The 24,065-nt window shown below is 42.6% G+C and carries 15 protein-coding genes; 10 read left to right on the plus strand and 5 right to left on the minus strand.

The window, feature by feature from the left end:
- Window positions 1–23 precede the first annotated feature (23 nt).
- From BMX50_RS19845 to BMX50_RS19855, 3 genes are all read right to left on the minus strand, one after another.
- Window positions 24–2,411: an ABC transporter permease gene (locus tag BMX50_RS19845; protein ID WP_091212424.1), complete on the minus strand. Its 2,388-nt coding sequence runs from the start codon at window positions 2,409–2,411 to the stop codon at window positions 24–26.
- A 200-nt stretch (window positions 2,412–2,611) separates the two neighbouring features.
- The gene (locus tag BMX50_RS19850) at window positions 2,612–3,604 is read right to left on the minus strand and encodes a phosphotransferase (protein WP_091212427.1); all 993 of its coding nucleotides are present in this window, start codon (window positions 3,602–3,604) and stop codon (window positions 2,612–2,614) included.
- Between the two features lie 10 nt (window positions 3,605–3,614).
- The gene (locus BMX50_RS19855) at window positions 3,615–4,046 is read right to left on the minus strand and encodes a MarR family winged helix-turn-helix transcriptional regulator (protein WP_208864748.1); all 432 of its coding nucleotides are present in this window, start codon (window positions 4,044–4,046) and stop codon (window positions 3,615–3,617) included.
- Between the two features lie 217 nt (window positions 4,047–4,263).
- On the opposite strand from BMX50_RS19855, the gene BMX50_RS19860 reads away from it, so the two are divergent.
- From BMX50_RS19860 to BMX50_RS19885, 6 genes are all read left to right on the plus strand, one after another.
- On the plus strand, window positions 4,264–5,475 hold the full coding sequence (locus BMX50_RS19860; protein ID WP_091212430.1) for a FecR family protein: 1,212 nt from the start codon (window positions 4,264–4,266) through the stop codon (window positions 5,473–5,475).
- A gap of 227 nt (window positions 5,476–5,702) precedes the next feature.
- Window positions 5,703–9,233, plus strand: a complete 3,531-nt coding sequence (locus tag BMX50_RS19865) for a TonB-dependent receptor (protein ID WP_244281047.1) — start codon at window positions 5,703–5,705, stop codon at window positions 9,231–9,233.
- Between the two features lie 15 nt (window positions 9,234–9,248).
- A complete protein-coding gene (locus BMX50_RS19870; protein ID WP_244281049.1) occupies window positions 9,249–11,108 on the plus strand; it encodes a RagB/SusD family nutrient uptake outer membrane protein in 1,860 nt (619 codons plus the stop codon).
- Window positions 11,109–11,142: 34 nt separating this feature from the next.
- Window positions 11,143–13,980 (plus strand): SusC/RagA family TonB-linked outer membrane protein, encoded by a 2,838-nt coding sequence (locus BMX50_RS19875; RefSeq protein ID WP_091212447.1) that lies wholly within the window; start codon window positions 11,143–11,145, stop codon window positions 13,978–13,980.
- 24 nt (window positions 13,981–14,004) lie between these two features.
- The gene (locus tag BMX50_RS19880) at window positions 14,005–15,690 is read left to right on the plus strand and encodes a RagB/SusD family nutrient uptake outer membrane protein (RefSeq protein ID WP_091212455.1); all 1,686 of its coding nucleotides are present in this window, start codon (window positions 14,005–14,007) and stop codon (window positions 15,688–15,690) included.
- A gap of 79 nt (window positions 15,691–15,769) precedes the next feature.
- The gene (locus tag BMX50_RS19885) at window positions 15,770–16,801 is read left to right on the plus strand and encodes a DUF1735 domain-containing protein (RefSeq protein ID WP_091212459.1); all 1,032 of its coding nucleotides are present in this window, start codon (window positions 15,770–15,772) and stop codon (window positions 16,799–16,801) included.
- A 240-nt stretch (window positions 16,802–17,041) separates the two neighbouring features.
- On the opposite strand, the gene BMX50_RS19890 is transcribed toward BMX50_RS19885, so the two are convergent.
- A complete protein-coding gene (locus tag BMX50_RS19890) occupies window positions 17,042–18,526 on the minus strand; it encodes a ligand-binding sensor domain-containing protein (protein WP_091212466.1) in 1,485 nt (494 codons plus the stop codon).
- A gap of 233 nt (window positions 18,527–18,759) precedes the next feature.
- On the opposite strand from BMX50_RS19890, the gene BMX50_RS19895 reads away from it, so the two are divergent.
- From BMX50_RS19895 to BMX50_RS19910, 4 genes are all read left to right on the plus strand, one after another.
- A complete protein-coding gene (locus tag BMX50_RS19895; protein ID WP_091212470.1) occupies window positions 18,760–19,809 on the plus strand; it encodes a sensor histidine kinase in 1,050 nt (349 codons plus the stop codon).
- Window positions 19,784–20,548 carry a LytR/AlgR family response regulator transcription factor gene (locus BMX50_RS19900; RefSeq protein ID WP_091212475.1) on the plus strand — a complete coding sequence of 255 codons (765 nt, stop codon included), beginning with the start codon at window positions 19,784–19,786 and terminating at the stop codon, window positions 20,546–20,548. The genes BMX50_RS19895 and BMX50_RS19900 overlap by 26 nt, the downstream gene beginning before the upstream one ends.
- 286 nt (window positions 20,549–20,834) lie before the next feature.
- Window positions 20,835–21,428, plus strand: coding sequence for a porin family protein (locus tag BMX50_RS19905; RefSeq protein ID WP_091212627.1), 594 nt, complete (start codon window positions 20,835–20,837; stop codon window positions 21,426–21,428).
- Window positions 21,429–21,561: 133 nt separating this feature from the next.
- Window positions 21,562–21,783 (plus strand): DUF6965 family protein, encoded by a 222-nt coding sequence (locus BMX50_RS19910; protein WP_112653808.1) that lies wholly within the window; start codon window positions 21,562–21,564, stop codon window positions 21,781–21,783.
- A gap of 9 nt (window positions 21,784–21,792) precedes the next feature.
- Here BMX50_RS19910 and BMX50_RS19915 read toward each other — a convergent pair whose 3' ends face one another.
- A complete protein-coding gene (locus BMX50_RS19915) occupies window positions 21,793–23,898 on the minus strand; it encodes an AAA family ATPase (RefSeq protein ID WP_091212486.1) in 2,106 nt (701 codons plus the stop codon).
- Between the last annotated feature and the right edge of the window lie 167 nt (window positions 23,899–24,065).

Below are 24,065 nucleotides of genomic sequence, written 5' to 3' on the forward strand. Positions count from 1 at the left end.
AGCAATAATCTGATTAATTCAGCTTACTCTGCCCTTAAGCTTTTTACCGGGTTCATTAGTGCGGCTTTGATAGCCTGGAAACTTATAGTGAGCAGGGTTATCATGATGGCCCCAGTTCCCGCCAATAAAAATACGCCTGGTCCTATACTAATCCGGTATTGATATTTCAAAAGCCAGGCATGAAGGTAGTAATAGGAAACAGGGCTGGCAATCAAACAGCTGATAACCACCAGGGCCACAAACTCTTTGGATAACAGCAACCAAACTTGTGGTACAGTAGCACCCAATACCTTCCGGATACCGATTTCTTTGGTGCGCTTTTCGGCCATGTAAGCTGCTAAGCCGAACAATCCTATGCAGGAGATCATAATGGCAAGAGAGGCAAATAAACCGGCGAGTTTCCCGATCAGTGATTCAAAATCAAATTTTGATACATAGCTTTCATCAACAAAGCTGTACTGAAACGGAATGCTTGGATTATAGCGACTAAATACCGGGGCAAGTTTTGCCAATGCCGCACGGGTGTTTATCCTTGGCGATAGCCGGTAAGTAACCACGCTCGACCAGCTTGGCTCGTAAATAAATATGGTAGGTACCGAGTTTGCATAAGGCGATGCCATCAGCGCGTCTTTAACCACTCCGATTACAGTAGCACGTTGTTGTACCGTATGCCATGTAATCACCTCGTTAATGGGAGCTTTATACCGCATGCGTTTAACGGCTGCTTCATTGAGTATTACGCTTAAAGAATCGGCACCGAGATTGCCGGTGAAATCACGTCCGCTTTTTAACTTCATGCCCAGTGTTTTAAAGTAATCAGCGTCGGATACACCGATAATAGCCAGGCTCAATGTTTCGCCTGGCAACCTGCCCGACCAGTCTGTTACACTATTGTTGGCCCAAATATCGGTGACCGGGCTCGAGGATTTGGTAACGCTGTTCACGACACCCGTAGCCAGCATTTCATTTTTAAAGGCATCGTAATTGCGCGTCAAATCGCCGGTGGCATCTGTCATCACTAAACGATTGGCATCATAGCCTACAGGTCTGTCTTTAGCGTGATCTATTTGTTGATAAATGACAATGGTACTAATGATTAGTGCAATGGAGCAGGTGAATTGCAGCACCACGAGGATCTCCCGCGGGAGATTACCGGCTTTACCGGTTTGTAAACTTCCTTTTAAAACTTTTACCGGGTTAAAAGATGAGAGGTAAAAGGCGGGTCGCGCTCCCGAAAGTAAACCGGTGAACATAACGAACCCAATCATGAGCAGCCAAAAAGTAACATTGGCAAAGGGAATGCTTATTTCGGTATGGGTTAAATTATTGAAAGCCGGTAATGCCAGTGTAACAAACAATAGTGATACCAAAAAGGCCAAAAAAGTTAAGGTCATGGATTCGACCAGGAACTGGAAGATGAGGTTTTTACGACTGGAGCCTATAGCTTTACGCACACCAACTTCCCGCGCCCTTTTTTCTGAGCGTGCGGTAGCAAGATTGGTGAAATTGATACATGCTATGATCAGGATCAGGATGCCGATAAGCGCAAACATTTTTACATAGTCTATTAAGCCGCCTGAGACTATTCCATTTCTGTATTCTGAAAATAAATGCCAGTCTTTTAAAGGTTCAAGAAATAGTTCGGCCTTAGTTTGTGCATAATATTTAGGGCTGTGCCTAACCATCGTTCCTTTTATTTTGGGGGCCAGTTCTGCATAAGAAGTATTAGGCTGAAGCGCAACAAAGGTTTGGAACGAATTGTTATCCCAATTGGTAAGGGAATGTTTAACCTCGTCATTCGTCATTGAGTAATAAGCAAAAGGCACAATAAAGCTAAACTGAAAAGTTGAATTAGCCGGTACATCTTTCAGGATGCCGGTAACCCGCAGGTCATGAAAGTTATCGATCTTTACAGTTTTACCCACTGCGTCGGCGTTGCCAAATAATGCCGTTGCTGTAGCCTGTGACAGTACAATGGAATACGGATCGCTTAACACAGCGTTAGCACTACCTTTTAAGAGTGGATACTGAAAAATTTTCAGAAAATCGCCGCCCGCCATTGCTCCGTTAACGTTTATCCTCTTATCGCCGACAGTAAGCGGGTGAGAACCCATCCAATCGGTTTGTGCAACGTATTTTATCTCAGGAAAATCTTTTTTTAATGCGTCAGCAAGCGGTAAATTGGTTGAACCAACGGTATTGATTTCGCCATTGTTATTCACATTGAATTTAACTTTATAGGCAAGTTGATAGCCTGGAAGAAAACGGTCGTAAGAGATCTGGGTATAGATCCATAAACCGATAAGTATAGCTACGGCAATTCCCGAAGCCAGACCAATAATATTCAGCGCGCTGTAAACTTTATTGTTCACGAAGTTACGCAAAGCAATTTTAAAGTAATTCCTGATCATAACCGGTTGATTAAAATAATACGAAATTGTTCGTAAATATAATGCCAGTTATTTATTGTGTTTATTATCAGATATTTGTGTTGTTTTTTTTCTGTGACTATTGTATCAAAAGTGAACAGCATCCGTTCAGAATTGAACGGATGGGGTGAGCTTTGTTTAAAAATGAAAAATGATGTTTTGCCTGCCAGCCTTCCGCTTAACTATGCGAATTGAGCCAGTGAGGATGCCCAACCTACCGAACGCATTTGATCAACCGCAGTATTCAGCAATGCTTTCCCATACATTAACTGTCCGTCATAATTAGCCAGGGATATTTCTCCTTTGCCCATTAGTACAAAAAATAGTTGCAAATCAATCCCTTCCATTTTTTGATCATGTTTATAGTTTGCCGGTTTATGTTGTGCTGCCAATTGAAACATCAGCATTGCATAAACAATCCGGCAAACCTGCCGCATGGTAAAAAACCGTGCTTTTTTATATTCATCTACATCGCCATCAAAATAAGTAGATAAAAACAGGTGTTCCTGCTCTTCTGTATGAACAAAGAAATTAGCCAGGTTTGCAAGGTCGATATAACGGTCATTTAAATGGGCAGCATCCCAATCAATAACCCAGATCCGTTTACCATCACATAAAATATTATTAGGATTGAGGTCATTGTGGCTAAACACCCTATCCGAATCGGTTAGTACGACACAACTTTTAAGTATAGCATAATTGGTAAAACATTCATCGAATACTGGCCCTGATAATATTCTTGATTGTTTAAATTGCCCGATCAGTGAATCAACTGTTTCAAACAGCGGTGCCCCATCTACGCCCGATGGTATCAAATGAATAGCTTTGACTATAGCCGCAATCTCAGAGATCAGCTTATCCGGTGTAAAAACAGCGCGTATGGGCTGGTTTTCTATATAATCACTTATGGAAACTCCGGTTACGGTATCCCGATAATGCAATGCTGGAGCAATATTGGCATCAGCGGCAAGCGATAAGTTCGTTGCGCTTAAATTGGGTGGCGATAACTTTAAAACATACACTTGACCATCCACTGTTAACTGATAGGTATGCGCCGAAGAAAGGCCGCCGGCAAGTGTTGTCATGTTATCGATAGCGGTAGTACCAAAAGCGTCAAGTAAGGCTGCTTCAACCGCGTCTTTCCTGTGCGGTGGGAACAAAGTAGAAAATTTCATAATGTTTATATCATCTTATATTTCCGCCAAGCATTATCAATAAATCGGCGACAGGAGGGGATTTTTTCAGGTATTCGTCAGGAATAATATCTTCGGAAATTGCGCTGGCCGATGGCAAAGCTTCTTCATAAATTGTTTTGCCTGCATGTGTTAGTTTGGCATAACTTACCCTTGCATCCCGCTCGTTGGCACCCCGTGTTACCAATCCTGTTTTTTCCATTGGTAATAACAGGCGTGTGATACCTGATGCGGTAAGGCCTATTTTCTCGGCCAGTTCTGTACGGCGTAATTGTCCGCCGGGCGCTTGTTGCAAAAGATGAAGGATCAGAAAATCGTTAAAACCTATCCCATGTACAGCCAGTCCATCAAATTTTCGGGAGATCACTGCCTGTATTTTAGCAAGGTTCATAAGCAGTTTTAAAGGTTGATTTATTGTTGACATATACTTGACTTATCAATGATTATTCAAATATATAAATTAATTGGATATCCCTTTATGTTTAAACATAAGGTATTCCGGAAGCCTGATGTGATTTCTTGAAAAGAGAGAATTTATACATTTTTTAAAAATATTTCAATTACAGGTAGTCCTATGCTTTGAGTTGTGTGTTCTATATACAAATTCCCCTCTCCGGGGAATTTGTATATAAACCAAAAACATGAATAACGAAAGGCTCAGGAGTTTACTTGAACAGTATTTTAACGATGCTATAAACGATGCCGACCGCGAAGAGTTGCTCAACTATTTGAACAACAATCCCGGCGAGGTATTGAGCACTGTTGATGAAGGCATACTGAATCTTGATGGTGCCCCCGAGTTTGATAATGACCGCGCACAAAAAGTATTAGCTGATATTAAAGCTGATTCGAGATTCAGGGATACTGTTATACCGGTTGTACCTGTTATTCCTAAAAACAATATTTTAAAATTATACGGTGGTTGGCTGAAAATTGCAGCCGCAGTTTTAATTTTTGGAACTGTTGGGGCTTACTTTGTACAACGGCAAAAAACGGGCGCTGTTAAAAATAACATGGCAGCCAATACCACTGCTAAAATTGTACCGGGCAGCAATAAAGCCATACTTACATTGGCAAGCGGTAAAAGCATCGTACTGGATAGTGTGGCTAACGGTGCCCTTGCCAATCTCGGGAAAAGCCAGGTAAATAAAGTAAGCAATGGTAAACTTGTTTATGACGTGCTGCCAAATGCTACCCACGCAGGGGTTAACACTGTTTTATACAATACACTCACCATTCCTCCGGGGGGCCAGTACCAGGTGGTGCTGCCCGATGGTACGCAAGTATGGCTAAACTCATCATCATCATTAAGTTACCCTACCGAATTTACAGGTAATAGCCGCACTGTAAAACTCACCGGTGAAGCCTACTTTGAAGTGGCTAAAAATAAAGACAAGCCTTTTTATGTAGAGATGAACAACGTACAGGTAAAAGTACTGGGTACACATTTTAATATTTCGGCCTACGCCGATGATAATGATTTGACTACCACGCTGCTGGAAGGCTCGGTACAGATCAGTAAAAACGGTAGCCTGGCTATGCTAAAACCGGGTCAGCAGGGGGTGGTAGGGAGCAATGCTAACGCCATTACAGTTTCAAAAGCAAACATTAACGAGGCAATGGCCTGGAAAAACGGCTATTTCATGTTTGATGATGATAATATCGTAAATATCATGAAGAAGGTATCCCGCTGGTACGATGTAGATATTGAGTACCAGGGTAACTTTATTAACCAGCGTTTCGGCGGTACGTTTACCCGCTCAAAAAGTATAACAGATCTGCTTAAAAACCTCGAACAAATAAGTAACGTGCATTTTAAAATTACAGGAAGGAGGATCACCGTTATGCAATAAATCTACGTTCTTCATTATCCCAACCAATTATCTATCAGCATAAAAAATAAAGCCAGGAGCGTTTCGGACCGCCCCTGACCTAAGCCGTGTTATGGCAATGCCAGATAGTAAAACTAATTGCAGCGATTACAACCACTTATTAATAAACTGACATTCAAATGTATAAAAATTTTACTGCATTTACTTGCGGCAAACATCGTGGGCGCCTATATAAACCTGTGCTTATTATGAAACTGACACTTATTTTGCTAACAGTTACCTTCTTACAGGTGTCTGCCGCAACTTATGCACAGAAGGTTACTTTAAAGGTTAAACAAACAACTTTAAAAGAAGTCTTTGAACAGATCAGAAATCAAACCAATTATGATTTTCTGTACAATTCTGAAGATATTAAGTTGGCTAAACCGGTAACTGTTGATTTGACCAACGCAACTATAAACCAGGTCATGGACCTTTGTTTAAGCAACCAGTCGTTAACTTATACTATCGACAACAAAACCATTCTCATCCGTAAAAAAACGGGCGCAGAGAGCAATGCCCCTAAAAAAATTGGCGGTAAGGTTGTTGACAGTAAAGGCTTGCCTTTACCCGGTGTAACGGTTAAACAGAAGGGTTCGGCAGCGGCAGCCATAACCGATTTAAATGGTAATTACGCTATTAACGTCACGGATGCTGATGCTACACTTGTATTTTCATTTGTAGGCTTCAGAACTAAGGAAGTTGCCCTTAACGGTCGTTCAGAAGTAAGCGTTATACTTGAAGACGCACCGCAGGACCTTACCGAAGTTGTTGTTGTGGCTTACGGTGTACAAAGAAAAGAAACCGTAACCGGCGCTATTACATCAATTGGCACCAAAGACCTGGTGCAGTCGCCGGTTGCTAACCTGAGTAATGCGCTGGCCGGTCGCTTATCGGGCTTAACGGTAACCCAAACCAGCGGTAAGCCGGGTGATGACGGCGCTACGCTTTATGTGCGTGGTGTGGGTACTTATACCGGTCAAACCGCTCCGCTGATCATGGTAGATGGTATCGCCCGCGACAGCTATAATGATATCGATCCTAACGAGGTTGAATCCATTAGTATCCTGAAAGATGCTTCGGCCACAGCAGTATACGGTGTGCGTGGTGCAAATGGTGTTATCCTCATCACTACAAAACGTGGTAAAGAAGGGGCTCCTAAAGTTAGCGCTACTTTCCAGACTGCTATTTCGCAGTTTTCGAGCATGCCAAATTTTGTTAACTCGTACCAGTACGCTACGCTGTTAAATGAGCAGAGCTATGAGAACTACTGGATCCAGCATTCAAGGGATGCCGATGTGAAAACCTGGAACGATTTCGTGACCAAACGTGATGCTAACTGGATCAAGGATGCTACCATATATTACTCGCCCGAAGATTTAAAGTATTATCAAAACGCACATACACCAACTATCAACGGCCAGGCAAACCCATATTATGATCCGTACGGGCACCCCGATCAGGACTGGAAAAAACAGATCTTCAATAAGTTTGCTCCGCAAACACAGGTAAACGCCAACATTACCGGTGGTACCAAGGCAACCAAATACTTTGTTTCATTAGGTTATTTGGCACAGGGCGGTTTGTTCAATACCGATTACATGCCTTTTTCGGATGAGATGCAGTTTAAGAAGAAACGTTATAACCTGCGCTCCAACCTCGATTTTGATGTGAACTCCGATTTCAGGGTATCGGTTGATGTATCTACCCAATACGTAACCATTACCGGTATGGACAATGATGGTTACACCTGGGAAAAAAGGATCTTGTGGTCATCGCCGCTTGGCTCTCCTGGTATAATCAATGGCAAATTTGTGGTGCCTTTTACCAACCAAAATGATCAGCTTAACCCGCTGTACGCTATTGCAAATAGCAATAACTATAATATCACCACCAACAGTACTTTAAACTCGGCCATCAAGTTAAGCTATAAACTGGACGACATTACGCCCGGTTTATCGGTAAATGCACGCGGTGCTTACGACAGTTATTTCCAAAGCCGCACCGGCGGTAAATACACTCCGTTATTGTACGGCTTGCGTCCAAACCCTAACGGTAATAAGCTTGACCCTATCCTTGTACAGCTAACCAATGATGTTGCGCCTGCACGCTGGACAGATTTTTATACTGATAAATGGCGTAAGGTATACGGCGAGTTTTCCATTAACTATAACCGTGTATTTGCTAAAAAGCACACCGTTACCGCTTTGATTTTGGCCAACGCCGAGAAAAAATATGATCCCAATTTGTTATACGATCTTCCGCACGCTTATGAAGGCGTATCGGGCAGGGTGACTTATAATTACGGTGACCGTTACCTGGCCGAATATAACATGGGTTATAACGGTTCAGAGAACTTCCCCGAAGGTAAAAGGTTTGGTTTCCTGCCTGCATATTCATTAGGATGGATTGCCAGCAACGAATCGTTCTTCCCTAAAACCGATTACATAACTTATTTAAAAATCCGCGGATCATTAGGTAAAGTAGGTAATGATGGTATCAATATTCCTGGTACTACAACTTCGGCCCGTTACCTGTACCTGCCTGATACCTGGCAATATGTAAACGGCTACAACGCTGGTGGCGGTTATACTTTTGGTACGCTTAATGATCGTAACAAGATACAGGGCGCACAGGAAAACGTGTTGGGTAACCCTAACGTAACCTGGGAAACAGCAACCAAATCAAACATTGGTTTAGAAACCCACCTGTTTAATGATCGCCTTTCGCTTATTTATGATCACTACAATGAGCATCGTAAAAACATCCTTTCATATAAAGGAAGCGTACCGGGCATAGTGCAGGCAACCTTGCCTCCTTATAACCTGGGCGAAGTAAAAAACTGGGGCGACGAAATTGAATTGAGTTACACCAGTGCTCCGGGTAAATTTACCTGGTGGGTAAAAGGTAACGCCTCAACAAACCATAATAAAATCCTATTTAAGGACGAAGCTATTGCACCGGGTTTAGAGTACCAGGCAGCTACCGGCAGGCCAATTAACCAGGGCTCGTATTTACAGGCCGATGGGCTTTATACCTCGTGGTCGCAGTTATACAAAATTGATGGTAACGGTAACCCAATACTTTCGCAGCCTGTACTGGCAGTTGGGGCTGATGGCAAGCCATATAACAACGCTGCGGGCAACCCGGTTTATCAAAAAGATTTGGGATACGCCGGCGCTCCTTTACAACCGGGCGAGGTTAGGTTAAAAGACGTTAACGGCGATGGTGTTATTAACGAAAAAGATTATGTCCGTTCGGGCAAAACCGACCTGCCTACATTAAGCTACGGTGTATCATTTGGCTTTAGCTTTCATGGCTTTGATTTTTCGGCCTTGTTTCAGGGGCAATCAGGTGTGGCTAAATATGCCATGCAGGAGCTTCACTTTAATAAACAGCAGTCATTGTTTGATGTGGATTTAAACAGGTACACCCAGGATCGTTATGATCATGGCGATCGGATTGATTTCCCTATTGCTGCTTATAACCAGGATGCAGCCTACAATACCTTCTTTTTGAAAAGTACAGCTTTTGTAAGGCTTAAAAATGCCGAGATAGGCTATACTCTTAAGCCCGAGCTTTTGAAAAAGATAGGCGTTCGCTCGGCCCGTTTTTATATCAACGGATATAACCTGTACACATGGTCGCCAAACAAGATCTGGGGCGATCCTGAAAACCTGGGTTACATCGGTTATCCGCTTACCCGCACCTATAACGTAGGCGTTAATGTTAATTTTTAATCATAAGATATAGCAATGATGAAAAGAACAAATATTATTTTACTGCTTGTGGCTTGTTTCATAGGCGGTATGCTTTCAACAAGCTGTAAAAAAACTTTTCTTGAAAAGCCTAAGGGTGGTGCGGTAACAGTTGATACCATTTTTGATACCCGTAACCAGGCACAATATGCGGTGGCGCAAATGTATATGTTGTGCGTTAGAGGGTATTTTCCAGAAACGTATGATGGTTGCCGTCCCGAAGCGCTTACCGATCAACTTTATATCATCCACCCGGCTTATGATTGGGCTTCAAACACCATTAACACCGGCTCATATATTACCGGTAACATGAGTGCCGATAATAATTGCGATTACGGCTTTGGCCAGGATAACGGCGCCGGTTTTTACTGGCACTATAAAGGTATCAGACAAGCTAACCTGGTATTGAAAAATATTGATAAGGTAGCCGATGCTGATAACGCATGGAAAACCGACGTTAAAGGCCAGGCTTTGTTTTGCCGCGCTATGCAGCACTATGAGTTATTCAGGTATTATGGTGGTGTGCCTATCGTGAACAAGGCCCTTGACGGTACTGTAAAAATAGCCATCCCACGCAGCTCGGTACAATCGGTAGTTGATAGTGTAGTTAAATGGTGTGATCAGGCTGTTGCTATGTTGCCGGCTACCCGCCCAAGTGCTGACTTTGGCCGCGTTACCAAACTGGCAGCCATGGCTTTGAAAGCAAGGATATTGCTTTATGCTGCAAGCCCGCTTTATAACACACCAGCCGGTATGAAAGGAGAAGTATCAGGCGCAAGGTTTAATGACAGCCGCGATACGGTATTGGCTTATGCCAGCTATGATAAAGAACGATGGAATAAAGCTGCCAAAGCTGCTAAGGATGTAATAGACAACGCAGCAGCAGGCGGTGTTTCATTATTTAATACCGGCCATCCGCTCACAACAGGCGAAACTTATGCCACCTTAGGTGATTATGAATCGGTATGGAATGTGTTCGCCAACCAGGAACTGATTTTAGTTAATACCTCAAACCAGGTTCCGGGTGCCGGAGGTGGCTGGGGCGATGGTTCGGCCTGGGGCCAGTACCTTTCATCAAAGCTACGTTTGGCGCAGTGGGGCGTTAAAAACAACGTTCCTATTGAGTTCATTCAGCAATATGAAAAAATTGATGGTACCAAATGGACAATGCCTGCAAGCGGTTCAGATCTACCGGTTGATGTTGCAGCCTGGAACCTCGACCCACGTTTTTACCAAACTATTGCTTATGATGGTAAATACTATAGTAGCCAGCGTGGTATTCTTGCCTACTACAAAAAAGGCGACTACAGTACCGATGGTAACCTGGCCAGCAGCGACGCCGGTGTGGATGGTTATGCTACCGAAACCTACAAATTTGTTGCAAGGGTTGATAACATGACCGATAACCATTTTGCTTGGCCGGTGTTTCGCCTTGCCGAGTTTTACCTTGGTTATGCTGAAGCGCTTAACGAATACCAGGGCCCAAGCGCCGAAGCTGCAACTTATCTGAACAAGATCAGGCAACGTGCCGGGATGCCTGATAAAAACCCGGCCACTATTGATGCGTTCAGGGACGCGGTTCAGAATGAGGAAACCATTGAGTTTGCTTACGAAGGACATCGCTATAATGACCTGAACCGCTGGTTAAAAGCCAAAACTGTTTTGAATACGGTGTTACACGGTATCCAGACAACTGCCAGGAACGTTGGCGGACAATTAAAACGCACATGGACAACTGTTCCATTTGTTACAAGGGTGTTCCCCGCCAGGTATTACTATGTGCCATTTCCAAGTACCGAAATCAGTTTAAGGTATTTAGGCAATAGTAGCTGGGACGGACAAAATCCAGGTTGGTAATAGGCTTTTACACATTAACAATTAGTGAAGAACAATGAAAAAAGATTATAAAAACTTTTTGGCCTGGATGCTTGCGTTCTGCAGTTTTTCGGCGGCAAACGCCCAAACCGCAGGTACGGCACCAGCCGATACCATAAAAAAAGCAAGCTCTTATAAAGACTTTGTCGACGGGGGCTTAAGAATAGATAAATCATGGCGCAATACCGGTGCGGTTTTTACCCTCTCGGGCGAGGACCTGACCCGTATGACCTCGGGTAACCTGCTTAATACACTGCAGGGGCGCATTCCTGGTTTAACCGTGGTTACCGGATCGGGCGAGCCTGGTTATGATAACCCAACCTTTTATATGAGGGGTGTAAGCAGCTGGAACCTGCAAGGCAACCAAGTGCTGATTTACCTCGATGGTTTCCAGGTTGATATGGGCGCTATCAGCGGCCTTTCGGCTTATGAAATTGAATCGGTCACTTTATTGAAGGATGCCGCTGCACTGGCAGTTTACGGACTTGAAGGTGGCTCGGGCGTATTAAGTATCCGCACCAAAAAGGGTGCTGTGCTGAATAAAACACAGGTGTTTGTAAACGGCAAATACGGCATATTAAGTCCTATCGACTTGCCTAAGGTGATGGATGCATACGGTTATACCACAAACTATAACAATGCGCTAACCAACGATGGTTTGCCGATTAAATATGCAAACCCTGAGCTATATAAAGCAACAAATGACCCTTTTCACCCAAACGTGAACTGGTATAATGAGTTGCTTAAGAAAACCTCGGCAATACAGGATTATAACTTCGGTTTCCGGGGGGGTAATAACACAGCCAAATTTTTTGTGCTAATGAACTATACCAACTTTGAAGGTTTGTACAAAAATGCCGATGTTATTGACAAAGATTTTGGTACCAATGCCAAATACACCAAGTTGAATTTAAGGGCAAACATTGAGTTGCAACTTAACAAAAACCTGGTGGTGACAGCCAATATCAGTGGCATTACCGAGGATAGGAATACGCCATCGGGATTCACTGCAGATCAGCTGTTTAATAACATTATGGCTATTCCGGCTGCTGCTTTCCCCGTTAAAAATCCTAATGGTACCTGGGGCAATAGTTCGGTATATAAATTTAACCCTATTCAGCTTTTACAGCAAAATGGTGTTTACCAGTCGCATACCCGTAACCTGCAAACCAATTTTAGCTTTGTGCAAAAACTGGATAAGCTAACCAAAGGTCTCGACCTTAAAGGTGAAGTATCTTTTGCCAATCAGTATGTAGGGATCTACCAGAAACAATTCTCGGTAAACTCTTATGAAATTACCGGTCAGGATGCGCAGGGTAACGCCATCTACGGCTCAACGCCGGTTACTCCTATCAGCCAGTCGAGCAGTGACGGCGGCGGTGCACACTGGAACCGTACCACCGTTAGGATGGGTTTTGATTACGACCGTACTTTTGGCAAATCAACCTTTACTGGCATGATCCAGGCACGCAGGCAGGGCTACACGCATGATGGCATTGTTTACCAGGTGCGTACACAAGGCATTGCCGGTAACGTAACTTATGATTATGATAAAAAGTACATCGTTGACCTTTCAGGCTCATATAGTGGTTCAGCTGATTTTGGCCCCGGTCATCGTTATGGTTGGTTCCCCGCTGTAGGTTTGGGCTGGATTGCTTCAAAAGAAGATTTTCTGAAGGATAATTCAACCATTAACTTCCTGAAGGTTCGTGCATCATACGGTACTGTTGGTAATATCAATGAGGCTTATCGCTTTTTGTACCAGCAGTTTGCAGTTGGTGCGCCAGGTTGGATCACAGGTACAGGCAATACTGCGCATGGTGGCCTAACCGAAGGCCCTTTTGCTAACCTTGATTTTGCATGGGAAAAAAAGACAACCCTTAACGTTGGTTTAGACTTCACCTTGTGGAAAAATCTTTCGGGTACGTTAGATGTATTTACCGAAAAACGTACTGGCATCCTTGAAATTCCATCATCAGGTGTGCCAGATTACACAGGCTTTAACTTACAATATGCTAATACCGGCGAGGTACATAACAAAGGTTTGGAAGCATCATTAAAGTATGAACAAAACGATAATAAATTCAAGTATTATGTAGGTGGTTCAATTGCTTATGCCCGCAATAAAATTGTTAAGCGCTCTGAAGACCCTCAGCCATTTAACTACCTGTATACCCAGGGATACCCTATTGGCCAAATGAAGGGGCTGGTTTACACAGGCTTTTACCAGCAATCGGACTTTGATGCCAACGGAAACTTAAAACCGGGCGTAGTGGCATCATCATATACCAATGTTAAACCTGGCGACCTGAAATTTAAAGATCAGGATGGCAACGGTATCATTAATGATTATGACAAGGTGCCAATGAAGTATTCAGTACTTCCTGAAATTACTTTGGGTTTTAACCTTGGCTTCAAATATGCCGGTTTTGATTTTGATGCTTATCTGCAGGGCGTATTACACCGTACTGTGAGCTTGCTAAATTCTGCTTATACTTATACCCATCCTTTTGTATTCAATAATAACATCTCTGAGTTTTCGGCAAATAGCTGGACGCCTCAAAACGCCACTACCGCTACTTCGCCCCGGTTATCAACTCTGGCAAATCCTAACAATGATCAGCAATCTGATTTCTGGATGCGTAATGGCAATTTCCTGAAACTGCGCAGTGTTGAACTGGGATACACCTTACCTCAGCGTGGGTTTTTAAGAAAGCTTGATGCAGTAAGGGTTTTTGTGAATGGTACTAACCTGTTTACATGGGATAAGATACAGGATCTTGAAGCTGAGCGCCTTTCAATGGGGTATCCTTTAGTAAAAGCAGTAACATTTGGCATGAAAGTGAAATTGTAGTATTAATTATTTGATTACAAGGAAATGAAAAGAAATCGATATATAATAACAATGCTGGCGCTGGGTACGTTGCTTTACTCATCATGTAAACATGACTACCTGGAAGTACAGACCATTAAGGCCGATATTACCACCGATAAGCTATACTCAAATTATACCTATGTACAGCAGCAGATGTGGAATACCTACAGCTACCTGCCCGATGGTTTCGCCAATCTTGATCTTGAAACAGCTACTGATGAAGCGGAAGCTACCAACTCGGTTGAACGGGCGCAGCTTTTTAACTATGGTACCTGGAACCAATATACTAACCCCGACAATGTTTGGGCCGCTAACTTTGATGGTATCCGTCAGGCAAACCTCTATCTGAAAAACAAGGGTACGGTTGATATCAATTACATTAAAGATAAAATCACATCAACCGATTCAACCACTTATTACAACGCCCGCAATAACGTTAAGTTTATGGAAGGCGAGGCGCTGTTTTTAAAGGCCTATTTTTATTTTGAGCTGGTAAAGCGTTACGGTGGCGTTCCCATTTTTGAGCAGCCGCTTGATTACAATGACCCTAACTCATGGAAAAACGTACAGCGCAACTCGGTTGATGAATGTATCAAATACATTGCTTCATTATGTGATAAGGCTGCTGCTATTATTCCTGCTAACCTTTCGCCGTATTCGTGGTATGATGCCGGCCGTGTTACTAACGGCGCTATCAAAGCGTTAAAAGCAAAAGCTTTGCTTTATGGTGCAAGTCCGCTGTTTACTGCAAATGGCTCAAGTACAACCTGGGCACAGGCTGCCGCTGCTGCGCATGACGTTATCGCTTTGGGCAGTTATTCACTTGATGCCAATTATTCAAATTTGTTTGGAGCAAATAATACTACATCGGGCGAGGTGATCTTTTATCGTCGCTATGGTGCTGCGAATGCTATCGAATACAATAATTACCCTATTGTATTTCAAAATAGTAACGGTAACAGCATAACACCGGCCGAAAACCTGGTTAGTGATTATGAGGTACTTGTTAAATCAGGAAGTACAATCACAGGATCGGTTCCGTTTGACTGGAATAACCCGGCCCATGCAGCTGCTCCATATACCAACCGCGACCCGCGCTTTGCTGCAACTGTAGTATACAATGGTGCATCGTTCAAATCAACTACTATCCAGACTTATTTTGGTGGTAATAGTGGCCTGCCTAAGCAAAATGCTACTAAAACAGGATACTATCTGTCAAAGTGGATTAATCAGTCTGTCGACCTGATCAACAACACAACTACCAATCATGCATGGGTATATTTCAGGTATGCCGATATTTTGCTAAGCTATGCCGAAGCGATGTTCAATGCTTACGGGCCGGATGCCGATCCGCAGGGATATGGTATGACAGCCTTGCAGGCAATTAACAAGGTGAGGCAACGTGTTCAAATGCCGGCGCTTACAGCAGCGCAGTTAAACCAGCAGGCTATTGAACATGAGCGTAATGTTGAGCTTAGCTTTGAAAACAACCGCTTATGGGATGTGCGCAGGTGGAAAAAAGGTGTAAGCTACTTTAGTAAGCCTATAAACCGTATTGATATTACATCTGCCGGTGTTTACACTGTAAAAAAACTGGAAGACAGGGTGTTTGCTACCAAAATGGAATGGTACCCTATCCCTCAGTCCGAAATTTCAAAAACAGGCTGGACACAAAATCCGGGCTGGTAAATACAAGCTTTCCATCACCCTCAAAGCGGGGGTGATGGGCTGTTAAATGATTTAAATTAATAATGTAAAAAATATTTTCATGAAAATTAATGCATCATTAGTAAAGCTTTCGGTAGCATGCCTGTTGCTGGGAGTTGCTGGCTGCAAACAGGAGCACCTTAATGGGGTAAAGTCAAACCCTGATGTAAAAGTATATCTGCCCGATTCTGAAAAGCCCAATGGTTTAGTTGATGTGATGGCCGGAAGCTCGCTTAAGGTTGATAGTGCAAAAAGTACAGTAAATTTTTCTATCCCGGTATATCGCGGCGGCGAATCAAATTTTGAAACGTTAACTGTCGATGTAAGCACCGATAACAGTACTATTGCCGGTTTAATTACCGCCGGTACATTGCCGGCTAATACAGTAGTGCTTGATCCTGCAGATTACACCCTTGATACAAAAGATACCGTAATGCTGGACAACAACATTATGAAAGGCAAGATCACTCCCAAAATAAAAATTGCCAGTTTGAGCAAGTATGACGGTAAAGTGGCTGCCCTGGGTATTAAAATTGCAAACTCGTCAAAACAGGAGGTAAATACCGATATGAACAAGGCCATTATTTACTTCAATGCTGCAGACCTTATAGACGCTATTACGCCTAAAACCAATTTGATAGATAATACCAAATGGCAAATTTATCACCGTGGTGATGGTGTAACCTTTAAGGTAAATACTGATGGTAGCGTACTGGCAACCGGTGGTAACTGGGGGCAGCAGGGTATTGTTCAACCTGTTGAGGTAAGGGCCAATAAAAAGTATAAAATCGATATGACAGTAGCCGGTTCAGGTGCTACCGATTGCTGGTTTGAGGTTTATGTAGGCCAGGCGGTGCCTTCTGAAGCAAGTGATTATGCTGATGGTGGAACCCGCATAGCGCTTAACACCTGGAATGGTTGTGGTAAATCGCCTTTTAATGGTTTATTGTCATCAATATCATGTGCAGGCAGTGGTAACGTTGTATCATTCCCAACAAGCGGTACGGCCTATGTACTTATCCGTTCGGGAGGTTCAACGCTGGGCACAACCGGGATTAAGATCACTAATATTGATTTCAGAAGAGTGAACTAAAAATCTCTGCAAAAAATAGCCAACTGATTCTCAATGATAAATTGAGATTTAGTTGATTAGTATATCACTATACTATGAAGCGCCCCGGGATGAGATCCGGGGCGTTGTTTTTTGGTAATAAGTAGATTAAATTATTAGCAGATAAAAGTAATTAGCGGTTTTGCCAAAGACCAAGGGAGAAAAGTTTTAAAAACAGCAAATTAGAGGGGATACAGCTTGGTTTTCTTTTAAAGAATAGCCTTAAGCTCCTGCCTTTTTCCTGATCCTTAACAAGCCATTGGCAGTAGTGGCGTAAATAACACCTTTTGAATCCTGTACTATCTGGTAAATGGTAAAGCCAGGCAGTGGCGAGTTGTTATTGTGGTAGTTTTCCCAGCCATTATTCAGGTCAAACCTGGCAATGCCCGATTCATCTGTGCCCAGCCATAAAACATGCTCAAATTTGTCGTATAACATAGTATTAACATGATTGGCAGGCATGCCCGAGTTTTTATCGTTATAGTGAAGCCAATTGCCGTTAAACTTTAATACGGCTATACCTTCTTTATCGCTATCGCTGTCGCCGGCTTGCTTTTCGCAATCAACCAACGAGAAGTAAACATTTCCTTTTTCATCTTCTACCGCGCCCGAAATGGTTGCATTTTTTAGCGGGGTATTATTGAGGCTGTTAAATGAGGTAATAACGCTTTTATCAATCATGATAGTGCCTTTTGAGGTGCCTATCCAAAGTCGTTTCTGGCTATCTACATAGGCAAAAAGCACATTGCTTGATGGCATTTCGGGCATCGATTTTTTGTTGATTACAACTACTTTGTCTTTCCTTTTTACAACCAAACCGTTTTGTGTAGTAAATAACAACTCACCGTTCCGGCTGTTCAGTACCTGGTTAACGCCGCCTGCCAAAAACTGTTTAAAATCAAACAGCTGCCAGCCGCCGCTGCCATACATGAATATTTTATTATCGTAATAAACCCATTTGTTGTTATCCCTGTCGATGGTTACCTCTTTGATGTTGGCATCTGACGGAAATGGCGAGTTGTATTCATTAACCGGTATAAACGTTGTTCCTTCAAAGCGGGTCATGCCCTTTTCGGTAGCATACCATAAAAGGTCTGATTGATCCATTGCAGCTGATTTGCTGATGTTATCAACCAAAGGCGAGTTGTATTTTGTCCAGGTTGTAAAATCGTAGTTTTTCAACGACGGATTGGCGTAGGTTACAGTCTTATTGTAAATTATCGGATCGCCCGGCGGTTTCATCTCGGCAAGGTCCATTCTTTGAACCTGACCGTAAACACCACCGCTTATAAAACGGAAAATAACGTTTACTGAAGTGGCTACCGGTTTGCCATTTAGTATAGCTGGTTTCCAGATACAGCCATTAAGATAGGTGATCAACTCATTGGTGAGTGCGCTTTTGGTAGCATCGTTATGGCTGAGCACGCAGCTAAAGCCGCGTTCATCAACTATTACCTGAAACGTTATTGAGCCGGTGGCATCTTTTAAAAGGTAGCGGTTATTGATCCTTGCAGATACAAAATCAATGGCAAGCTGGTCGCAGCTGGCCTTAACATCACCGCAGTCCATGCAATAATTGGTGATATTACACATCTCTACCTTTTGTAAAAAAAGATTTTGAGCCGATAGGGTTGAAGGTAAAGTAAAGATAAACAGGCAGATAAATAATATTCTGCGGATTTTAGTTGGGGATAACAATGCCAGCATTACGCTTATAAATAAAAGAAAGCAAACCCGAAACTCCAAGCGAATGATAGTTAAATAATGTTAAACAAAGATACACATCATAAATGAGGATAATATGAAGCTGTTTGCATTTCAATGCGTTTGTAACAAAACATTTCCATTAAACCGTTTAAAAGTACGTTCAGGTTCCTTTTTGCCCGCTTCGGTGGCAAATTGATACAGTGCTTATTGCCTATTAGTTATCTTTGAATAATATGCCGTCTCCATTACCAATTAAAAGCCTTATCCGGCTTAACTGGCTGCTTGTACTTACTTTTACCGCGATCATATCGCTGTATTTTATTTTTTTGCTGGACGAGACCCCTATATATAAGGTGTTTTATATGGGTATGACTGCGCTGGGAATAGGCTCAGTGGCTTTTGTAAATGTCAGGATCCTGATTTTGTTGGCACGTAGCTATAGCTTCAAAGGGAAAGCATTTAAACGCTACCGTTATTTTTTTACCTATGCAGCAAGTGCCACTATATATCTGATGCTGGCACCTGCGTTTGATTATTTTGAACATAAAGGCCGGTTATACCCTTTTCCGGTTTTTCTGGTGATATTCTTTATTTCCAGCATCCTTGTTAATACCGTTATTATCCTGCTTCAGGACTTTGTGATCCTGCAGGCTGATAAGTCTCATGCCGATCTTGAACTTTCCCAAATTAAAGCTGCGCATGCCGAAGCTACAAACCTGCTTTTAAAACAACAGATCCATCCTCACTTCCTGTTTAACGCGCTTAACACACTCAAGGCACTTTACCGGAAAGATCCAGGTGCCGGGGATAATTATATTGTTCACCTGGCCAACTTTCTCAGGGCCTCTGTTTATAATCATGCCGCAAAAACTTCGAGCCTTGCCGATGAGCTGGCCTTGCTGCTTGATTATCTCGAGATGCAAAAAATTAGGTTTGGTTCGGCGTTAAATTGTAATATTGACTTACCGCTCAATATATTGAATGATCATTACCTGCCATCTTTTTCATTGCAACCCCTTCTGGAAAACGCAATCAAGCATAATGAGCTAACCCAGCAGTCGCCGCTTGTTGTAAATATTTTTTGTTCGGAAGAGAGGATAGTTGTATCCAACACGCTTAAGAAGAAAAATCTTAACGTAACTTCAACTCACCATGGGCTTGCAAACCTTGCCGAACGGTACAGTCTTTTGTCGGGTGATGAAGTTATTATCAGTGAAAGTAAAGAAACATTTTCTGTAAGTATCAGATTATTGAATAATGAATATAGCGATCATAGAGGATGAGCCGGTAGTAGCCGATGACCTGGAACTGAGTATAACACAACTGATCAGTGAACCGGTAACTGTAGTACAGCTTCATTCTGTAAAAGAAGCCGTTTCTTATTTTGCGGGAGGTAACGGGATAGATTTGATATTCAGTGATATTCAACTGGGAGACGGGTTGAGTTTCGAGATATTTACTGCAATACCTATTGATGTTCCTGTGATTTTTTGTACGGCATACGATGAATATGCGCTGGATGCATTTAAAGCAAACGGAATAGATTATATCTTAAAACCGTTTACAATGCAAACGCTTCAGCAGGCGCTGGAACGTTACGGGCAGCTGAAAAAAGTATTTCAAACGCATCAGCCACCGCAATATGAGGTGCTTATGGAACTGCTGGCCAAAAAGGAAACTACCAAACCTTCTTCGGTATTAGTTTATCACCAGGATAAGATCATCCCTATAAAATTAGATGATATAGCATTGATCCATCTTTCAAACGAAATTTCGCATTTATTAACCTTTTCAGGTAAGGTTTTTTATCCTAACAAAAATTTAGATGAACTGGAAAAAACATGTGGAAGCTACTTTTTCAGGGCTAACCGTCAATTTTTGGTTAGCAGGAAAGCTATTATTGATGTTTCCAGTTTTTTCTCCCGTAAACTGTCTCTCAATCTCAGTATCACATTCAGCGAAAGAATTGTGGTAAGTAAAGGCAAGGCTTCCCAGTTCCTTGCCTGGCTGGCAAAAGCCTGATAAGTCAAAGCCGAAAGCAAAATGCGTAAAGCCAAAAGCTAATTGATTGATTTTTAATCAGTGTTAGCCGGATTAGTTGTGTTTATTGATAGGCACAGTGCAATGCCTTGCTCTATCATGTTGCCTCCGTAACACGTTTGCCCATTTTTTCCGCTTCCGGCGCTACTTTGCCCGCTTCGGTTACCTTTTCCTTCTGCAGGCCGCTGCATAAGCCCACTTTTGCGCCATACAATAACAAATGCGCTTTCGGGCAGCAACATTATCTCAAAAATTGAAATTAAAATTTATGAAAAAGTTACTTATCGTATTTACTTGTTTAATCCTGGTATCAACTGAAGGCTTCAGTCAAAGCGTTATCCAAAAGGTTGCATCGCGCCTTGAATTTGGAATTAAAGCAGGTGCCAACTATAGCAACTTTACCAATGCCAGTTTCCCTACTGATCCGTTGGTAGGCTTTCATGCAGGTGCTACTGTTGCGTTTAAATTCACCGATAATTTCTTAGTACAGGAGGAGTTTTTATTCTCATCACAGGGTGCAAAAATTAAGGGCGGCTCACTTGGCGATCAAAACCTTAAACTTTCCTATATCTCTGTTCCATTTTTGTTGAAATACCGTGCTAACTCAGGGTTTTATATTGAGGCAGGTCCGCAGGTAGGTATGAAAGCCAAAGAAGATGTTTCTGGATTAAGCGCAGGCGATTTTGCTAAGAAACTGGACCTGGCGGCAGCAGGAGGTATCGGATACCAGTCAAAACTTGGGCTTGGTATTGGTGTAAGATATGTTTACGGCCTCTCAAAAGTTGGCGATTTTAATCTCTCCAACATCAACAACGATTTTAAAAATAATAACATTCAGGCCAGTTTATTTTACGTGTTTTAAACATACAGGAGGTATTAACGGAATTAAAACAAATTGCGCGGTTAGCTTTAAGCTTTAAGCATTCTGCTTTCAGCTCTTTATTTAAGCCTGAAAGCCTGGTATGAAAATGCCGGGCTTTTTTTACTTTTGTGCCATGAGCTACGAAGAATTGAGTGAATACTTTAGTAATGTTACGTTACCCCAGGAATTAAGGTTAGACCGCGCTACAACTCAGCTCCATGTTGCCGATTTTGTTAAGCAATTATTGAAAAACATGAAAAATTATCCCGATAACTGGAGGCATCAATACCAGTTAATGAGGATAAAAAATGCCCTCGAAAACCCGTATAACGGCCCCGAGATCCCAAGGTTTTAAATAAACTGTTTAGGAAAACAGGTCGTTTTCGCCTAAATAACTCCTGATCATTTTTAAAATAGGTTCGCCCAGATCTGTTGCTTTGGCATCGCCAAAACTTTTTAACTGCGAAAGCTGGTTTAATGACCGCGGTAGTTTTGAAGTAATGTCCCGAAGCATATTTTCGGACACGAGCGTATGCTCTGGAATTTTACGTTCGAGGCTGGTTTCTTTACGCCAGTTGAGTAGCTGTTTATACAGTTCGGGGTTAACAATTTCTTTTTCTTTTGGCAGCGCTTTGGGGTTCCAGTTTTTATATACCGGTTTGTAACTTATCCCGGCCTCCTGTACCGACGATAAAACATCTCGGCCCGATGTGGCAATAGGCAGGCGTACAAAGGCTGCCGTTTTTGCTTTCAGGTTAACCAATAAATGGTTTAGGCTGTCGTAAAATTCGGCAGGAGGGTTGGTGTTATTTATAGCCATATAAAAACCGTTAATAGCTTCTGAAAAAGCATTTAATTTAGGCAGAAAATAGTTGGCGGCATTTTTTAGCCTTCCTATAAACGGTGCATTGTTCCAGATAAGCTGATCATCAGGTAAAGCGCCCAGTTCTTTTCGGATAAAACGGTCGCCGATGATTTTAATTTCAGTTTCCCAGCTATGATCGGTTTTGTTGATGTTTTCGGATAATGGGCTGTTTTTAATCGCCCCGCTCAGCATGATGGTTTTAAGTTGTTTCCATGCACCTGTAAGCATCGAAAAATCAAAGATATCCTTCATCTCTTCCAGTGCTATTTGCCGGATGGTACTCTCCAGCAGATTTTCATCAGGCATGGAGATAGCTGCATTTTGCATAAAGCTGATGATCTCCGGATCGGTACGGATATTTTCGGGGCGTACAGGCGACTTCAGGATCATGCCCTCAAGTGAGCGGCAACGGCTTAAAGCCACATAAGCCTGCCCAAAGGCAAAGGCAGCATCGACGTCAATAACCGCTTTTTCAAATGTAAGCCCCTGGCTTTTGTGTATGGTGATGGCCCAGGCCAGTCGCAGCGGATACTGGCTGAACGATCCGTTGTTTTGTTCGTTTACCTTTTGCTCATCTTCGGCCAGTGCATATTTTACGTTTTGCCAGCTTTCGGGGATTACCTCAAATTCCGAGCCGTCATCCAGAAAACTCAAACGGATATTGCCCGGCCCCATGGCAACTATGCGCCCTGTACGGCCATTGTAATATTGCTTTTTGCCCGAGCTGTCATTTTTGATAAACATTACCTGTGCGCCAACTTTCAATACTAACTCTTCTTCGGCAGGGTAGGCTTCTTTGGGGAAATCACCTGTAACTGTTGCTTTAAAGGTTTGTGCTTCTCCATCAAGCTCAGTTAAACGTTGCTGGTTAATTTCGTTAACGAGTTGGTTATGGGTAGATAGGGTTACGTAATCCTTAAGCCAATTGGCATTAAGGTTAGGGTTATAATGGGCATTAAGTTTATCCAACATTTCGCCGCTGGCATACCCGTTCCTGATACTGTTCAGGATCTCCACAAATACCGGGTCTTTTTGGCGGTAAACCTGGGTGAGCTCAAAAGTTAATACCGGAAATTTTTGAAATGCAAGGCTATCAAAAAAATAAGGCCCCTTGTAAAAATTTCTGAGCACGGGCCAGTCCTTTTCATAAACCGGGGGGAGCTGAAACAAATCGCCGATCATCAATAATTGTACACCGCCAAAAGGCCGTGCCGATCCTTTAACCTGACGTAATACAGTATCAATATAATCAAGTGTATCGGCCCGCACCATACTGATCTCATCAATAATGAGCAGGTCGAGGCACTTTAATATGTTTGATTTTTCGAGGCTAACCTGTCTTAGCAGCGTATTATGACTGTTATGATCGGTTACAGGTACCTGCGGCCCGAAAGGTACCTGGAAAAAAGAATGGATAGTTACGCCGCCGGCGTTGATAGCTGCTACGGCGGTAGGGGCTACAACAGCCAGGTTTTTGGTAACGTTTGCCCTGATCCAGCGTAAAAAAGTTGTTTTACCGGTGCCCGCTTTGCCGGTTAAAAATATCGGCCGGTTAGTATTTTCAATAAATTTAAGTACCAGTTCATGAAAAGGCTCCAACACCATACGCTTGCTATTTATTACTGTTTTCCGGATCAGGAAACATCTTCAAATTTAATGATTAGGTATGAGAGTGGGGATTTGGGTTATCAACAGTGTTAAATAGGAAGCGCTTTCTCTCTTTTTTAGCTTTTTTGAATGCACTTTTTTATCAAAATCAAAAATGTTTGATC

It is taken from the genome of Mucilaginibacter gossypiicola (assembly GCF_900110105.1).
GTDB classification, from domain to species: domain Bacteria; phylum Bacteroidota; class Bacteroidia; order Sphingobacteriales; family Sphingobacteriaceae; genus Mucilaginibacter; species Mucilaginibacter gossypiicola.

Coding starts and splice junctions, on each gene's coding strand:
- BMX50_RS19845 (WP_091212424.1), bottom strand. CDS start 2,411: ATGATCAGGAATTACTTTAAAATTGCTTTGCGTAACTTCGTGAACAAT.
- BMX50_RS19900 (WP_091212475.1), top strand. CDS start 19,784: ATGAATATAGCGATCATAGAGGATGAGCCGGTAGTAGCCGATGACCTG.
- BMX50_RS19895 (WP_091212470.1), top strand. CDS start 18,760: ATGCCGTCTCCATTACCAATTAAAAGCCTTATCCGGCTTAACTGGCTG.
- BMX50_RS19915 (WP_091212486.1), bottom strand. CDS start 23,898: ATGGTGTTGGAGCCTTTTCATGAACTGGTACTTAAATTTATTGAAAAT.
- BMX50_RS19850 (WP_091212427.1), bottom strand. CDS start 3,604: ATGAAATTTTCTACTTTGTTCCCACCGCACAGGAAAGACGCGGTTGAA.
- BMX50_RS19865 (WP_244281047.1), top strand. CDS start 5,703: ATGAAACTGACACTTATTTTGCTAACAGTTACCTTCTTACAGGTGTCT.
- BMX50_RS19870 (WP_244281049.1), top strand. CDS start 9,249: ATGATGAAAAGAACAAATATTATTTTACTGCTTGTGGCTTGTTTCATA.
- BMX50_RS19905 (WP_091212627.1), top strand. CDS start 20,835: ATGAAAAAGTTACTTATCGTATTTACTTGTTTAATCCTGGTATCAACT.
- BMX50_RS19880 (WP_091212455.1), top strand. CDS start 14,005: ATGAAAAGAAATCGATATATAATAACAATGCTGGCGCTGGGTACGTTG.
- BMX50_RS19910 (WP_112653808.1), top strand. CDS start 21,562: ATGAGCTACGAAGAATTGAGTGAATACTTTAGTAATGTTACGTTACCC.
- BMX50_RS19855 (WP_208864748.1), bottom strand. CDS start 4,046: ATGTCAACAATAAATCAACCTTTAAAACTGCTTATGAACCTTGCTAAA.
- BMX50_RS19885 (WP_091212459.1), top strand. CDS start 15,770: ATGAAAATTAATGCATCATTAGTAAAGCTTTCGGTAGCATGCCTGTTG.
- BMX50_RS19875 (WP_091212447.1), top strand. CDS start 11,143: ATGAAAAAAGATTATAAAAACTTTTTGGCCTGGATGCTTGCGTTCTGC.
- BMX50_RS19890 (WP_091212466.1), bottom strand. CDS start 18,526: ATGCTGGCATTGTTATCCCCAACTAAAATCCGCAGAATATTATTTATC.
- BMX50_RS19860 (WP_091212430.1), top strand. CDS start 4,264: ATGAATAACGAAAGGCTCAGGAGTTTACTTGAACAGTATTTTAACGAT.